The 13,214-nt window shown below is 71.9% G+C and carries 14 protein-coding genes; 3 read left to right on the top strand and 11 right to left on the bottom strand.

Features of this window, described 5'->3' with window-relative positions; all coding sequences use genetic code 11:
- Nucleotides 1-940, bottom strand: a 940-nt coding sequence (locus tag ACFV6I_RS30025) for a galactokinase (protein ID WP_380428661.1), incomplete at its 3' end; no start/stop codon positions are given.
- Nucleotides 937-2,037, bottom strand: a complete 1,101-nt coding sequence (gene galT / locus ACFV6I_RS30020; protein ID WP_380428660.1) for a galactose-1-phosphate uridylyltransferase — start codon at nucleotides 2,035-2,037, stop codon at nucleotides 937-939. The genes galT and ACFV6I_RS30025, both read right to left, overlap by 4 nt.
- 188 nt (nucleotides 2,038-2,225) lie before the next feature.
- Here galT and ACFV6I_RS30015 point away from each other — a divergent pair, with 188 nt between their 5' ends.
- Nucleotides 2,226-3,044: a DeoR/GlpR family DNA-binding transcription regulator gene (locus ACFV6I_RS30015; RefSeq protein WP_380428659.1), complete on the top strand. Its 819-nt coding sequence runs from the start codon at nucleotides 2,226-2,228 to the stop codon at nucleotides 3,042-3,044.
- On the opposite strand, the gene ACFV6I_RS30010 is transcribed toward ACFV6I_RS30015, so the two are convergent.
- From ACFV6I_RS30010 to ACFV6I_RS29970, 9 genes are all read right to left on the bottom strand, one after another.
- Nucleotides 3,045-4,145 (bottom strand): LacI family DNA-binding transcriptional regulator, encoded by a 1,101-nt coding sequence (locus ACFV6I_RS30010; protein ID WP_380428658.1) that lies wholly within the window; start codon nucleotides 4,143-4,145, stop codon nucleotides 3,045-3,047. It lies immediately after the preceding gene.
- A gap of 57 nt (nucleotides 4,146-4,202) precedes the next feature.
- Nucleotides 4,203-5,924, bottom strand: coding sequence for a glycoside hydrolase family 36 protein (locus ACFV6I_RS30005; RefSeq protein ID WP_380428656.1), 1,722 nt, complete (start codon nucleotides 5,922-5,924; stop codon nucleotides 4,203-4,205).
- A 2-nt stretch (nucleotides 5,925-5,926) separates the two neighbouring features.
- Complete coding sequence (locus ACFV6I_RS30000; RefSeq protein ID WP_380428654.1) at nucleotides 5,927-6,802, bottom strand: carbohydrate ABC transporter permease; 876 nt, start codon at nucleotides 6,800-6,802, stop codon at nucleotides 5,927-5,929.
- Nucleotides 6,799-7,719 carry a carbohydrate ABC transporter permease gene (locus ACFV6I_RS29995; RefSeq protein WP_380428652.1) on the bottom strand — a complete coding sequence of 307 codons (921 nt, stop codon included), beginning with the start codon at nucleotides 7,717-7,719 and terminating at the stop codon, nucleotides 6,799-6,801. The genes ACFV6I_RS30000 and ACFV6I_RS29995 overlap by 4 nt, the downstream gene beginning before the upstream one ends.
- Nucleotides 7,716-9,059: an extracellular solute-binding protein gene (locus tag ACFV6I_RS29990; protein WP_380340491.1), complete on the bottom strand. Its 1,344-nt coding sequence runs from the start codon at nucleotides 9,057-9,059 to the stop codon at nucleotides 7,716-7,718. Before ACFV6I_RS29990 ends, ACFV6I_RS29995 begins: the two co-directional genes overlap by 4 nt.
- 201 nt (nucleotides 9,060-9,260) lie before the next feature.
- A complete protein-coding gene (locus ACFV6I_RS29985) occupies nucleotides 9,261-10,487 on the bottom strand; it encodes a radical SAM protein (RefSeq protein WP_380428650.1) in 1,227 nt (408 codons plus the stop codon).
- Between the two features lie 20 nt (nucleotides 10,488-10,507).
- Nucleotides 10,508-11,242, bottom strand: coding sequence for a hypothetical protein (locus ACFV6I_RS29980; protein ID WP_380428648.1), 735 nt, complete (start codon nucleotides 11,240-11,242; stop codon nucleotides 10,508-10,510).
- 181 nt (nucleotides 11,243-11,423) lie between these two features.
- On the bottom strand, nucleotides 11,424-11,678 hold the full coding sequence (locus ACFV6I_RS29975) for a hypothetical protein (protein ID WP_380428646.1): 255 nt from the start codon (nucleotides 11,676-11,678) through the stop codon (nucleotides 11,424-11,426).
- Nucleotides 11,679-11,698: 20 nt separating this feature from the next.
- Nucleotides 11,699-11,848: a hypothetical protein gene (locus ACFV6I_RS29970; RefSeq protein WP_380379654.1), complete on the bottom strand. Its 150-nt coding sequence runs from the start codon at nucleotides 11,846-11,848 to the stop codon at nucleotides 11,699-11,701.
- 275 nt (nucleotides 11,849-12,123) lie between these two features.
- Between ACFV6I_RS29970 and ACFV6I_RS29965 the strand changes: the two genes are divergently transcribed.
- Nucleotides 12,124-13,011 carry a helix-turn-helix domain-containing protein gene (locus ACFV6I_RS29965; RefSeq protein ID WP_380379657.1) on the top strand — a complete coding sequence of 296 codons (888 nt, stop codon included), beginning with the start codon at nucleotides 12,124-12,126 and terminating at the stop codon, nucleotides 13,009-13,011.
- Complete coding sequence (locus ACFV6I_RS29960; RefSeq protein ID WP_380428644.1) at nucleotides 12,998-13,207, top strand: DUF397 domain-containing protein; 210 nt, start codon at nucleotides 12,998-13,000, stop codon at nucleotides 13,205-13,207. Before ACFV6I_RS29965 ends, ACFV6I_RS29960 begins: the two co-directional genes overlap by 14 nt.
- The last annotated feature ends 7 nt before the right edge of the window (nucleotides 13,208-13,214 follow it).

Here is a 13,214-nt window from a genome sequence, read left to right as displayed (position 1 = left end):
ACACCGAGCCCCGCCCCGCCCAGTCGTGGGGGCCCGGCCCCGCCCGGGGCAACCGTGGGGCCCGCCGGGCGCCCGGGGGGGCCCGGCCGCCCGCGACGCGCTCGTTCTCGGTGACCACGTGGCGCACCAACGGCCGCAGCTCCTCAGGGAGTCGGGGCAGGGAGGCCGGCAGGGCGGCGGGCGTCAGCTCGCGCAGCGCGGGCAGTCCGAGCAGCGCGGCCGCCCGCTCGCAGCCGGCCCGCAGGGCGGCGTAGGCGCCGTCGCCGAGGTCGTGCTTGACCCGGGTGTCGAGGACCAGCAGGGCGAGGCCGGCGCCGGCGAGGTCCAGCGGGACCTGTCGCATCGTCAGGTCCCGGCTGTCGAGGTGCAGGGCCGCGCCCGGGTGGCAGCACATCGAGGCCATCTGGTCCATGATCCCGCAGGGGACGCCGACGAAGTCGTTCTCGGCCCGCTGGGCGATCAGGGCGAGTTCGGGGGCGGACAGCCCCAGCCCGTACAGGTCGTTGTACGCGATCGCGACGACGCATTCCAGGGCGGCCGAGGAGGACAGCCCGGCGCCACCGGGCACGTCGCTCTCCAGCCGGAACTCGGCACCGCCGACGGCGTGCCCGGCCTCGCGCAGCGCCCACACCACGGCGGCCGGGAAGGCCGCCCAGCCGGGCACCGAGCCCGGGGCCAGGTCCGCGACGGCCAGGTCGGCGACCACCCCGTCGCCCTGGGCGGACCAGAGCCGCAGCCGGCCGTCGTCGCGGCGCCGGGCCTGGGCGCGGACGGCCTGCGGGAGGGCGATCGGCAGCACGAACCCGAGGTTGTAGTCGGTGTGTTCGCCGATCAGGTTGACCCGGCCGGGGGCGGCCCACTCCCCCTCGGGGGCGTGGCCGTGGAGTTCTTCGAAGGTGTCCGCGGAGATGTTCGCAGTGGCGTTCACGGGCGTGTTCACGGGGCTACCTCCCGCAGCCGGCGGGCCGCGTCCTCGGGGGTGATGTCGTTGACGAAGGCGTCCATGCCGGATTCCACCCCGGCCAGGAACTTGAGCTTGTCGGCGGCGCGCCGGATGGTGAACAGCTCCAGGTGGAGGGCGAGTTCGTCCTCCTGGCCGGCGGGCGCCTGGTGCCAGGCGGAGATGTACGGGGTGCGGCCGGCGCCGAAGAGGCGGTCGAAGCGGCGCAGCAACTCCAGGTAGAGGCGCGGGAATTCGGCGCGCTGCGGCTCGTCCAAGCCGGTCAGGTCGGCGACCCGGCGGTGCGGGTAGAGGTGCACCTCGTACGGCCAGCGGGCGGCGAAGGGGACGAAGGCCGTCCAGTGCTCTCCGGCGAGCACCACCCGGGCGCCGTCGGCGCGTTCGGCGGCGAGCAGGTCGTCGAAGAGGCTGCGGCCGGTGGCGGCGCGGTGTTCGGCCGCGCGCTCGGCCATCCGGGCGGTGCGCGGGGTGGTGAAGGGGAAGGCGTAGATCTGGCCGTGCGGGTGGGCGAGGGTGACGCCGATCTCGGCGCCCCGGTTCTCGAAGCAGTAGACCTGCCGGACGCCGGGGAGGGCGGCGAGTTCGGCGGTGCGGTCGGTCCAGGCGTCGAGGACGAGGCGGGCCCGCCGTTCGTCGAGGTCGGCGAAGGAGGCGTCGTGGTCGGCGGTGAAGCAGACCACCTCGCAGCGCCCGGCGCCGGGGCCGCTGACCCGTAGTCCGTCGGCGCCTTCCAGCGCCGCCGGGGGGCCGGCCAGCGAGGGGAAGCGGTTCTCGAAGACGGCCACCTGGTAGTCGTCGGCGGGGATCTCGCTGTGCCGGCCGTCCCGGGAGGGGCAGAGCGGGCACTCCTCGGCGGGGGGCTGGTAGGTGCGGGCCTGGCGGTGCGCGGCGACGGTGACCCAGGCTCCGGTGGCCGGGTCGAGCCGGACCTCGGAGCCGTGGGCGGGCGGGTCGAGCGGACGCAGGTCGACGGCGTCCCGGGGGACGGCCTCGCCGCTGTCGTAGTAGATCAGCTGTCGCCCGTCCGCGAGTGTGGTCACGGTCTTGGCGGTGGGCTGGGTCAGGGTCCCGGCCATGGCCTTCTTCCCTCTATCCGACACGAAACAACAATATCCAACATTATCCATCAGGCCTGGCTGTCCGGAAGGGGTCCGCGCCTGCCATGATGGCGGTGACCGTGGCCCGCCGGACGGCCCGTCGAACGGCCGGCCGCACGAATGGCCGAACGGTCACGCGGACCACACCGACCCGAGGAGCACCCCCGATGGCTGACAGCGCCCAACCGCTCGCCGGACAGCGCCGCGTGCTGATCCTGGAGCGGGTCCGCGCGCGCGGCGGCGTCCGGGTGACCGAACTGGTCCGGGACCTCGGGGTGTCCGACATGACCATCCGCCGCGACCTGGACGCGCTGGCCCGCCGCGGGCTGGTGCACAAGGTGCACGGCGGGGCGGTGCGGACGGAGGCGGCGGCCAGCGGCGAGCCCGGGTTCGAGACCAAGGCCAACTGGCAGCTGCCCGCCAAGGAGGCGATCGCCCGGGCCGCCGCCGCCCTGGTGCCGCCCGGCTCGGCGGTCGGACTGGCCGCCGGGACGACCACCTTCGCGGTCGCCCGGCAGCTGCGCGCCGTCGAGGGTCTCACCGTGGTCACCAACTCGCTGCGGATCGCGGAGCTGCTGGAGGAACCCGACGAGGACGGCACCCCCGCCACCGCGACGGTGATCCGCACCGGCGGCGTCCGTACGCCCTCCGACGCGCTGGTCGGGCCGGTCGCCGACCAGGCGATCCGCTCGCTGCACGTCAACGTGCTGGTCATGGGCTGCCACGGCCTCTCGGCCGAGACCGGGCTGACCACCCCGAACCTGGCCGAGGCGGAGACCAACCGGACCTTCCTGCAGTCCGCCCGCCGGGTCGTCGTGGTGGCCGACCACACCAAGTGGAACGCGGTCGGCCTGGCCTCCTTCGCCGCACTGGAGCAACTGGACGTGCTGGTCACCGACGACGCACTGGCGGCCGAACACCGGGCGGCGGCAGCCCAGTTGGTCGGCGAGCTGATCGTCGCGCCGACCGGGGAGCAGAGTCACTAGCTACGGACTCGTCCGGGAACTCGCCCGCACCACCAGCTCGGCGGCCAGCTCCAGCCCGCCCGCCGGCGGCGCCTCCCCGCGCACCTGGCCGAGCAGCCGCTCCACCAGGGCGGCGGCGATCGTCCGCAGCGGGAGCCGCACCGAGGTCAGCGCCGGGTGCAGGTGGCGGCAGAGCGGCGTGTCGTGGAAGCCGGTGACCGCCACCCCCGCCGGCCCGACCGCCAATCCCTCCGCCCGGACCGCCTCGTAGACGTCCAACGCCAGCAGGTCGCTGCCCGCCGCGAAGGCGGTCGGCCGCTCGGGCCCGCGCAGCAGCTCCCGCACGGCCGCGACGTCCGGCCGCGCCGCCGTCACCGCGGACAGGCCCAGCCGGGCCGCCTCCGCGAGGAAGCCAGCCCGCCGGGCGGCCATCCACGGCAGGTCCTCGGCGCGGCCGACGTACCCGATCCGGCGGTGGCCGAGCGCCGCCAGGTGCCGCACCACCACGGCCATCGCCGTGTCGTTGGCGATGTCGACCCAGTGCTGGGGCTGCCCCGGGCCGGTCCGTCCGAAGGTGACGAACGGGAGGCCGGCCCGGACGACGTGCCCGATCCGGGGGTCGTCGCCCAGCACGTCCGCCAGCACCAGCCCATCGACCTGCCGGGCGGCCACCAGTTCGTCGATGGCCGCCAGCGGGCCGGCCGCGTCCTGAGCCCCGCCCTGGGCCGCGTCCTGGGCCGCGTCCTGAGCCAAGCCCTGAACCGCGCCCCCAGCCCGGCCCTGCCCCGGACGGAACAGCAGCACCCGCTGCCCCTGCGCCCCCGCCGCGTCGACCAGCGCCTCCAGGAAGCCGGCCATCAGCGGGTTCGGGTCGAACGGGTCGTCCACCGGGGCGAGGTAGCCGAGGGTGCGCCGGGCGCCGCTGCGCAGCGAGCGCGCCGACTGGTCGGGCTGGTAGCCGAGTTCGCGGATCGCCGCGGTCACCCGGGCCAGCGTGTCCGGGCGGACCCGCTGGGGGGCGTTGAGCGCGTTGGAGACGGTCTGCCGGGACACCCCGGCCGCGCGGGCCACCTCCTCGATGGTGGTGGCGCCGCGGCGCGGTCGGGGTGTTCCCTCGGGCATCGGAGGCTCCAGGACGGCTGCTCGGGTCTGACGGGTGCTCGGTTCTACCGCTCGGCTCTACGGGCGGCGCAGGGTCAGCAGCCCACCGCGCGGCACGGTGATGCCGCCCGCCCGGTCGAGCTCGACCTCGCCCTGCCGGACGATACGCCCTCGGGCGTCCTGCACGGTGGCCTCGGCCGTCCCGTCGCCGCCGGTGAGCCGGACGTCCGGGTCGGCGTCGGCGTTGGCGACCAGCAGGGTGCGCCAGTGCGCACCGGAGACGTCCACCGGCAGCGCGGCGTAGCGGGCCACCGCGACGGTGCCGCCGCCGACGGCGGTGACCATCGGGTAGCCGAGGTCAGGCCGGGCCGGGCGCAGCTCGCCGAGCTGCAGGGTGGCGACGTGCTCGCGGAAGACGCCGAGCCAGAAGGCGATCGCCTCGCGCTGCCCGGGGCTCTGCGCGGCGAGGTCGACGGAGACCTGCGGCACCGAGAACAGCACGTTGATCAGGTGGCAGGCGATCTGCTCGGGCGGCTCGGCCGGGTGCCACATCAGCATGTCGGCGTGGACCGGGACGGGCCCGGCGGCGAGCCGCACGTCGATGGTGCGCTGCCGGTTCTCCTGCGGGCTGAGCGGGCAGTCGGTGGCGCGGACCATGGTGACGTACGGCCACAGGCCGGGGCTGACGTACGGCTGGCGGTGCTCGATCATCGCCCCCGGCTTGACCGCGGTGATCCGGCTGCGGATCGCGGCGAGCAGCCGCTCGACGCCCTCGTCCACGGTGGCGCAGTCGGCCTCGGGCCCGGCCTCCGGCGCGTCGGCGCGGGCGAACCAGTCGACGAAGTCGACCTTCAGCCCGTCCATGCCCCACTCCTCGACGGCGCGGGCGAGCCGGCCGGCGAGGAACGCGCGGACCTCGGGGTAGCGCGGGTCGGCGACGATCGCGCCCATGTGGGCGGCGTCGGCGAGCGCGTAGCGGCCGATCGCCTCGAAGGCGGCGCTGTCCTTGCCGATGAACGGCAGCGCGTACCAGAGCATGTACTGCACGCCGAGGTCGTGGACGCGCTGGACGTGGGCGGCGGTGTCGGGCAGCGAGACCGGTTCCCAGTCGCCGCAGTGCGCGTAGCCGCGGGTGCGGTCGGCGGTCATCCAGCCGTCGTCGACGATGATGACGTCCATGCCGAGCTCCTTGCCGAGCGCGGCCTGCGTCTCGACGGCCTTCGGCGAGACGTCCTGGTGCATCGAGTACCAGGTGGAGTAGGCGGGGCGGCGGGCGGCCTCGGGGATGGCGGGGATGTCGGCCGCACGGCCGGCCCACCACCAGGCGGCGAGGTCGGCAAGGCAGCGCGCGAAGTGCCGGCGGGAGGTGTCGATGCGGACGGTCAGCCGGCCGGCGGCCTGGGCCCAGAAGCGGAACTCGCCGGTCTCCTCCAGCACTCCGGCACCGGCCAGGACGTCGGCGCGCTCGGCGGCGAAGGCGCAGATCGCGAGGTCGCCGGTGCCGATCAGGGCGGCGATCGGGGCGCCGTCGGCCAGTCCGGTGCGGCGCGGGGCGCTCCACGCGGCGGGCAGCCGGCCGGTGCCGCGCGGCTCGGGCGTCCAGAACGCGGTGGCGTCCACGCACGGCACCCGCCACTCGATCCGGACGTCGCCCGCCCCCTCGGCGGTCACCTCGACGATTCCGTCGCCCACCCCGCGGGCGCTCGCGTTCCCGCTGACCCGCAGGTCCAGGCCGTCGGCGTAGAGCGGACGCAGGCCGCCGGCGACGGCGGGGGCGTGCGGTTCCCAGATCTCGGTCATGTTCAGCCCTTCGTGGCGCCGGCCAGCAGGCCGGAGATGAACTGCCGCTGGAGGACCAGGAAGAGGACCATCATCGGCAGGGTGGACAGCGCGGTGCCGGAGAGGATCGCGCCGTAGTCGGTGTTGCTCTTGTTGCCGTGCAGGGTCGCGAGGGCGACGGGCAGGGTGTGCATCGCGGGGCTGCGCAGAGCGATCAGCGGCCAGACGAACTGGTTCCAGGAGCCGAGGAAGAGGAAGATCGAGAGGGCGGCCAGCACGGGCCTCATGACCGGCACCACCACGCTGAACAGCACCCGGAACTCGCCCGCGCCGTCGACCCGGGCGGCGTCCAGGAGTTCGTCCGGCAGGCTGCTCAGCGACTGCCGCATCAGGAAGATGGCGAAGGGCACGCACAGGCCGGGCAGGATCAGCGCCTGGTAGGTGTCCAGCAGGCCGAAGTTCGTCATCATCTTGAACAGCGGTACCAGCGTGACCTGTTCGGGCACCACGAGGGTGGAGAACAGCAGGGCGAACAGCAGGGTCCGGCCGCGGAAGCGGAACTTGGCGAAGGCGTAGCCCGCGAGCAGCGCCACGACGAGGGCGCCCAGCGTCTGGACCCCCGCCACCAGCAGGGAGTTCCCGACCACCCTGAGCAGGCCGATCTTCTGCTCCAGGTGGCTCAGGTTCTCGCCGAGGCTCCCGCCGGGCAGCAGCTTGGGCGGCCAGTCGAAGACCTCGGTGTCCTTGCGGGTGGAGGCGACCACCAGCCAGTAGAAGGGGGCGATCGACAGCCCGGTGATGCCGGCGAGGAGGAAGGTCAGCGGCCAACCGTGCAGCCTCTTGAGGGGGTTCACGCGCTTCGGAGTCTCGCTCTTGGAGGTCTCACTCTTGGAGGTCACTTGTCGCGGTCTCCCATCAGGCGCATCTGGACGGCGCCGAGCACCGTCACGAGCAGGGTGAGCGCGTAGGCGATGGCGGAGGCGTAGCCGAAGTCGTAGTACCGGAAGCCGTTCTGGTACAGGTACATGGAGACGGTCAGGGTGGCGTTGTCCGGCCCGCCACCGGTCAGCACGTACGGCTCGTCGAAGAGCTGGAGCGTGCCGATGGTCGAGAGCACGACCGTGAACAGCAGCACCGGGCGCAGCGCGGGGACGGTGACGGAGGTGAAGCGGCGGATCGGTCCGGCGCCGTCGACCATCGCGGCCTCGTACAACTCCCGTGGAATGGACTGGAGTCCGGCGAGGTAGATGACGGCGTTGTATCCGGTGTAGTGCCAGGTGAGCACCACGACGACGGCCGTCCGGGCCCAGACGGGCTGGCCCATCCAGTCGACGGAGGGCAGGCCGACGGCGTTCAGCACCCAGTTGACCGCGCCGTCGTCGGTCTTGAGCAGGTAGGCGAAGATCACGCCGGTGGCGACCAGGCCGGTGACCGAGGGCATGAAGACGCCGAGCCGCCACACCGTGCGCCAGCGCACCAGCGCGGAGTTGATGCCGACGGCCATCAGCAGGGCCAGTCCGAGCATCAGCGGGACCTGCATGACGAGGATCTCGCCGGTGTTGGACAGGGCCGTCCAGAACAGCGGGTCGTCCAGCAGGCGCCGGTAGTTGGCGAGGCCGGCGTTGCGGGTGGCGGCGCCGGAGCCGGTGGTGAAGGACAGCAGCAGCGACTCGACGACCGGGTAGGCCTTGAACACGCCGAAGGTCAGCAGGGCGGGGGCGAGCAGCAGGTACGGTACGGCGGTGCGCCGCCGGCGGGACCGGCGCGGCGCTGCGGATCTCCTGGCGAGGGCGGCGGGCGGGCTGGCGGCACTCATGCGATACCGCGCCCGGTCTGCTGGGCGAGCTGCTTGGCGGCGTCCTGGAGGACGGCGGCCGGGTCGGCGCCCTTGAGGAGGACCCTGACCTGGGCGTCGCTGACGAGCTTGAGGGCGCGGGCGTAGTCACCGGAGTAGTTGGTGGGGTAACCCCCCTCGATGGCGAGGTCGGCGAAGGTCCTGAGCACCGGCTGCCCGCCGTAGTAGGCGCTCGGCGCGGCGTACAGCGGGTCGGTGTAGGCCTCGGTGAGGGCCGGGAAGACGCCGCCCGCGTTGAACATGGCGTTCACCGAGGCCGGGCGGGTGACCGTGTACTCGACGAACTTCCAGGCGGCGCGGCGGCGTGGGCTGGAGGCGGCGACGGCCAGGTGGGTGGAGTTGACCAGGGCGGTGCGCTTGCCGCCGGGGGTGACCGCCGGGGGCTTGGCGAGACGCCAGTTGCCGCTCTGGTCGGGGATCTTCTTCTCCAGGTAGTGCGCGACCCAGGCGGGCATCGCGGCCACCCCGAGCTTGCCGGCCTTCATCACGGGCGGCCAGCTCTGGACGCCGGGGGTGTCGCCGATCAGCCCGGCCTCGTCCAGCCGCTTGACGATGGTCAGGGCGCGCACGGCCGGCTCCGAGCCGACGGTGATCTTGCCCTGGAGGTCGAAGTAGAAGGCGCCCTGGAGCTGCATCAGGCCCTGGACGAAGTCCAGGTCGGGGGTGGGGTTGGCGGCCCTGTTGATGCCGATCAGGGCGACGCCGGGGTTGGCGGCCTTGAAGCGGTCGGCCACGGCGAGCAGGTCGTCCCAGGTGGCGAGGGACTCGGGGTCGATGCCCGCCTTGTCGAAGTAGTCCTTGCGGTAGAAGAAGCCGAGCGGGTTGACCTCCCAGGGCAGCGCGTAGGCGTGGCCGTCCTTGCCGCTGACGACGGGCCACAGGCCCTTGGCGAACTTGTCCTTGTGCGCGTCGGCGCCGAGCGCGGAGAGGTCGGCCAGGCCGCCGGGGAACTTCTCCAGGTACCCGGGCAGGTAGTCGCAGCCGATGTGCAGCACGTCGCCGAGGCCCTGGCCGCCGGCCGCCAGGCCGACGGTGATCTTGTCCCAGATGGCCGGTTCGCCGATGTCCTGGACGTCGACCTTGATCCCCGGGTTGTCCTTCTCGAAGGCCGGGACGATCCCGCGCAGGGCTTCGGCGGCCGTGGCCCAGGACCAGACGGTGATGTTGCCGCTGTCGGCGTCCCCGCCCGAGGCGCCCCCGGAGCCGGAGTCGCCGCAGGCTGCGAGCGTGCCTCCGGCGGTCAGGGCCAGCAGGCCCGCTCCTGAGGCTCGGAGCAGATCACGACGAGAAAGGTGTGACATTGCATTCCTCTCTGAGGGGTGGCGAGGAAGGGTTGAGGCAGGAAGGGTGTGGCGAGGCAAGAAGGAGGGGGTTTTGAACGTTCAAATACACAAAACAGACCAGAACCAAACAGGTTCGAACGAGCGGGTCACAGCAAACGCCCACCCTCCCCACGCCGTCAAGACCTGGGCGTGGGGAGGGTGGGCTCCGAAACCGTTCTGTTATCCCCGCGCGGCGTCCGGAGCGCCGAACACGGTTCCCGGGGTGACGGGGATCCCCCGCGCCATGGCCTCGAAGTCCAGGATCGGATGGGTCAGGATCTCCTCGACCTCGTCGGTCAGGAGGTTGCCCAGGATGAACTCCTCCTCCGCGCCCGACCCGAAGGTGACCACCTGCCCGCTCGACTGGATCATCCAGTTCAGCAGCTCCCGCTCGCTGCTCTCCGCGAGGTGGATCTCCCGGCCGGGGTGGTCGCGCCGGATCCCGTCGACGACCGCGCGGACGTCCTCCACCGCCACGCCGAGCCTGCGCACCGTGGCCGGCGAGGCCCGCCGCCCCCACCACTGGAAGATCACCCACTGGGCGACCGACGGGTGGGACAGCACCTCCTCGGCGAGCTCCGGCAGTTGGTGGAGGTTATCGGCACTCGCCACGGTGTGCACCCGCACCCGGTCGAAGCCCTCGGCGTCGCACAGGGCGAGGGACTCCAGCAGCGCGTCGAGGAGCCTGTCGTCCGGGCTCCGGCGGAAGGCGCGTTGCACCTCCGGCGTGACGGCGTCCAGCGGCAGCCGCAGCGAGGACAGGCCGTGGAGCCGGGAGAGCTTCTCGGCGGTGAGCGTGTAGCCGGTGGTGTCGAGGCCGACCTTGAGACCGCTGGCGATGGCGTGGTCGACCACGTCGAAGACCGGCGGCCACAGCAGCGGGTCGCCGCCGGCCAGGACCAGGTCGGTGGTCCCGTGCGCGGCCAGCTTCCCGACGATCCGCCTGGCCTGGTCGAGGTCGATCTGCTCCGCCGCGAACGGGTTGTAGCAGCCCTGGCAGGACATCGGACAGCGGTTGTTGATCGACCAGTTGACCCGCCGGACGCGGCGGCCGGTACGCGGCTGGTCGGCCCGGCCGCGGATCCCGGCCACCAGCCGGGCCAGGCGGACGGCCTGCGGGAGGGTGGCGCCGGCGAGCAGTTCCTCGGCGCGTTCGACGGCGGCCGCGGTGGCGTTGTTCTGGAGCAGGAGGAAGGCCAGGCGCCACCGCATGGTCTCGTCCCCCCGGTCCTGGCCCAGGGCCTGTTCGACCCGCTCGGTCAGGGCGCCGAGGTAGCCGGGGGTGAAGTTGGCGGGCTCCAGGCGCCGTTGGAACGCGTCGGCTATCGAGCCTCGTTCCAGGGCCCGGTCGTAGCCGGCCCGCAACGGGTGCGGGGGCAGGATCTCCACGTGCTGCCGGGTAGGCATTCGGTGTTCTCCGGTACGGGTCAGTTCGGGGCGGACGGCAGCATGATGACCATCGAGTCGGCGGACGACAGGCCCATGCCCTCGACGAAGACGGCGTCGCGGACGAGCTGCGCGATGGCGGGGTGGGTGGGGGCGGCGAGGTAGCGGGCGGTGGAGTCGAGCGGGGTGATGTCGTGCTCGGCGATCAAGGTGCGCAGCGAACCCGGCAGGTCGTCGAGGCCCTCGCGCATGTCCTCCAGGTCGAACCGGTCGGCCAGCCGCATCGCCGCCCTGCGGGCCTTGGCGAGGTTGGTCGTCGGGTCCAGGACGGTCGCCTTCGCCAGGTAGTAGGGGACGGGCTGCATCATCCAGGCCAGCGCCGCGCGCGGGTCGTCCTCGTCGCGGTCGGAACGGTCGAAGGCCTCCGACCCGAGCCCGAGGCCGTCGCAGAACCACTCGGGCCGCATGCTGATCCGGTAGTGGGCGTGCCCGGCCAGTCGGAACGCCGGGAGCATGGCTATGACGGACGTCGTCTCGATCCGGAAGGTGTCGGAGATCCGCCGCATCGTCCGCCCCACCACGGCCCGGACCTCCGGCACGTCGGCCCCGTCGGCCACGACGTGGATCAGGTCGAGGTTGGAGACGATGTCACCGGTGGGCCCGGTGCGGTGGTCGCCACGGGCCAACGAACCGGTCGCCGCCACTGACATGCCGGTCACGTCCGCGAACTCGCGGGCCAGCTCCTGGAACAGCCGGGGGACGTCTTCGGGTCTCACGCGCTTCCTCGGGTGTCGGCTACGGAGGTGGAGTCGACGCCATCTCTTCCAAGACTGCTCACATCATGGAGAGTTGGCGTTCAGATGGGCACCCTAACAGCGACCCGCCACAAATGGTCGCGTTTGCACCACATATCTCACACACCACAGCTGACGGACCGACACAAGCGGTCTCAACCGGTCACTCAAGCGCCGCCCGCCGCACGTAGATCGGGTGGGCATCCAGCCCGACGAACGCCACCGCCCCCACCGCACCGAAGTGGTACAGCCGGTGAGCGATCTCCCCGGCGGCCCAGGGGCCGAACCGGCCGGCCAGGCAAGCGGCCTGTTCGGCGTCCAGCGGGAGCACGGCGAGGCCGACCCGGAGGACGTCGAGGGCATCGAAGAGACTCGCGAAGGTGGTGGGCTCGGTGAAGCCCACGATCTCGACAGTCACGGAGAAGGGGAGCCCGTCGCTCACCGCACGCCCCCGATCTGCGCCCGGACGGTCTCGCCGATGCCAGCCGGCCGGTCGGCGAGGCAGTCACTGACCAGCCGCCGGGCGGCGGGGGCGGATTTGCGGTGCCGGTGCAGCCGGCACGAGCACTTCTCCAACGTTCCGGGCATAGCAGGACCTCCTCCGGGTGTGGCTCGCAGCAGGCGGCGTCGGCCGGGGAGGGGCATGGAAATGCCCGGGTGGCCGCCCGTCAGATCGCCGTGAGCGAGCAGTCGGACTACTGCCCGTAGTCTGCCCAGGACGCTCCGCAATCTGCAAGACTTCATTCTGGGGCATTCGAACGGCGTAACTCGTTCGGTTGACTTTCATTGCGAAGCGGGCGCACGGGTGCTTTCATTTCGAGCGCTGACGGTGCTTCATACTGGAAGCCAGAAAGGGGAAGGCCATGCCGGAAGGGCCAACTGGATCAACGGTGCCGCGCAGGCAACTCGGGCGGTACCTGCGTGATTTGCGCAACCGATCGCGACTCACCGTGCGGGCGGCGGCTCGCAGCCTGGAGTGGTCGGAAGCGAAGATGTGGCGCATCGAGAGCGGTCACACGTCCTTGCGGAGCCTCGATGTCGAGGCCATGTGCAAGGTCTACGGCGCACCGGCCGAACTGACCGAAGCCCTGATGGGACTGGCGAAGGAGACCAAAGCTCGGGGTTGGTGGCACGCCTACGGGGATGTGATCCCGGAGGGGTTCGACCTCTTCATCGGGCTGGAAGAAGCGGCTTCGAAGATCGCTTGGTATGAGAGCGAGTTGGTTCCCGGTCTGCTGCAGACCGAGGACTACTCACGCACGATCATGCGAGCGGGCAAGCCTCACGAAGACGACGACGAGATCGAACGACGAGTCCATCTCCGTTCGGCTCGCCAGGTGCTTCTCACCAGGTTCACCGATCCGCCGGTCTTCGACGTCGCACTCAACGAGGCGATACTGCGACGACCCATCGGTGGCGGCAAAGTCATGGCTGGACAGCTCGCCCACCTGCTGGAGGTGAGCGAGCTTCCCAACGTCACCATCAAGGTGGTCCCGTTCGACGCGGGTCTGCACCTGGGCGTCTTGTCAGGCCCGTTCGGAATTCTGCGCTTCCCGCTCAACGGCGACGGCTCCGAGACGGAGCCGCCGACCGTCTATGCGGACGGGTTCACCGGCGACCTGTATCTGGACAAGCCCAACGAAGTGGAACGCTACGACGCCGCGTTCACGAACATCTGGGAGACAGCGCTCAGTGAGCAGGCGTCGAAGCAGCTGATCTCCGAAGTGGCAGGAAGTTATGGACACGGTTGATCTGACAGGAGCGGTGTGGTTCAAGTCCACCCGCAGCAACGCACAATCCGCTTGCGTTGAGGTCGCGATCCTCAACGACGGCATCGTCCCCGTTCGAGACTCCAAGGACCCCAGCGGCCCGGCGCTCGTCTTCCCGGCCGACGCCTGGACGGCGTTCGTCGCCGCCCTCAAGGGCGGCGAAATCCCGAACGTCTGAACGCACT

The sequence above is a fragment of the Kitasatospora sp. NPDC059803 genome, from assembly GCF_042732255.1.
GTDB lineage: Bacteria > Actinomycetota > Actinomycetes > Streptomycetales > Streptomycetaceae > Kitasatospora.
Note: the sequence above shows the minus strand (reverse complement) of the source record. Positions and strands in the feature narration are given on the sequence as shown.

Coding starts and splice junctions, on each gene's coding strand:
- ACFV6I_RS29970 (WP_380379654.1), bottom strand. CDS start 11,848: ATGCCCGGAACGTTGGAGAAGTGCTCGTGCCGGCTGCACCGGCACCGC.
- ACFV6I_RS29985 (WP_380428650.1), bottom strand. CDS start 10,487: ATGCCTACCCGGCAGCACGTGGAGATCCTGCCCCCGCACCCGTTGCGG.
- ACFV6I_RS30005 (WP_380428656.1), bottom strand. CDS start 5,924: ATGACCGAGATCTGGGAACCGCACGCCCCCGCCGTCGCCGGCGGCCTG.
- ACFV6I_RS29965 (WP_380379657.1), top strand. CDS start 12,124: ATGCCGGAAGGGCCAACTGGATCAACGGTGCCGCGCAGGCAACTCGGG.
- ACFV6I_RS30010 (WP_380428658.1), bottom strand. CDS start 4,145: ATGCCCGAGGGAACACCCCGACCGCGCCGCGGCGCCACCACCATCGAG.
- ACFV6I_RS29990 (WP_380340491.1), bottom strand. CDS start 9,059: ATGTCACACCTTTCTCGTCGTGATCTGCTCCGAGCCTCAGGAGCGGGC.
- ACFV6I_RS30015 (WP_380428659.1), top strand. CDS start 2,226: ATGGCTGACAGCGCCCAACCGCTCGCCGGACAGCGCCGCGTGCTGATC.
- ACFV6I_RS29960 (WP_380428644.1), top strand. CDS start 12,998: ATGGACACGGTTGATCTGACAGGAGCGGTGTGGTTCAAGTCCACCCGC.
- galT (WP_380428660.1), bottom strand. CDS start 2,037: ATGGCCGGGACCCTGACCCAGCCCACCGCCAAGACCGTGACCACACTC.
- ACFV6I_RS29995 (WP_380428652.1), bottom strand. CDS start 7,719: ATGAGTGCCGCCAGCCCGCCCGCCGCCCTCGCCAGGAGATCCGCAGCG.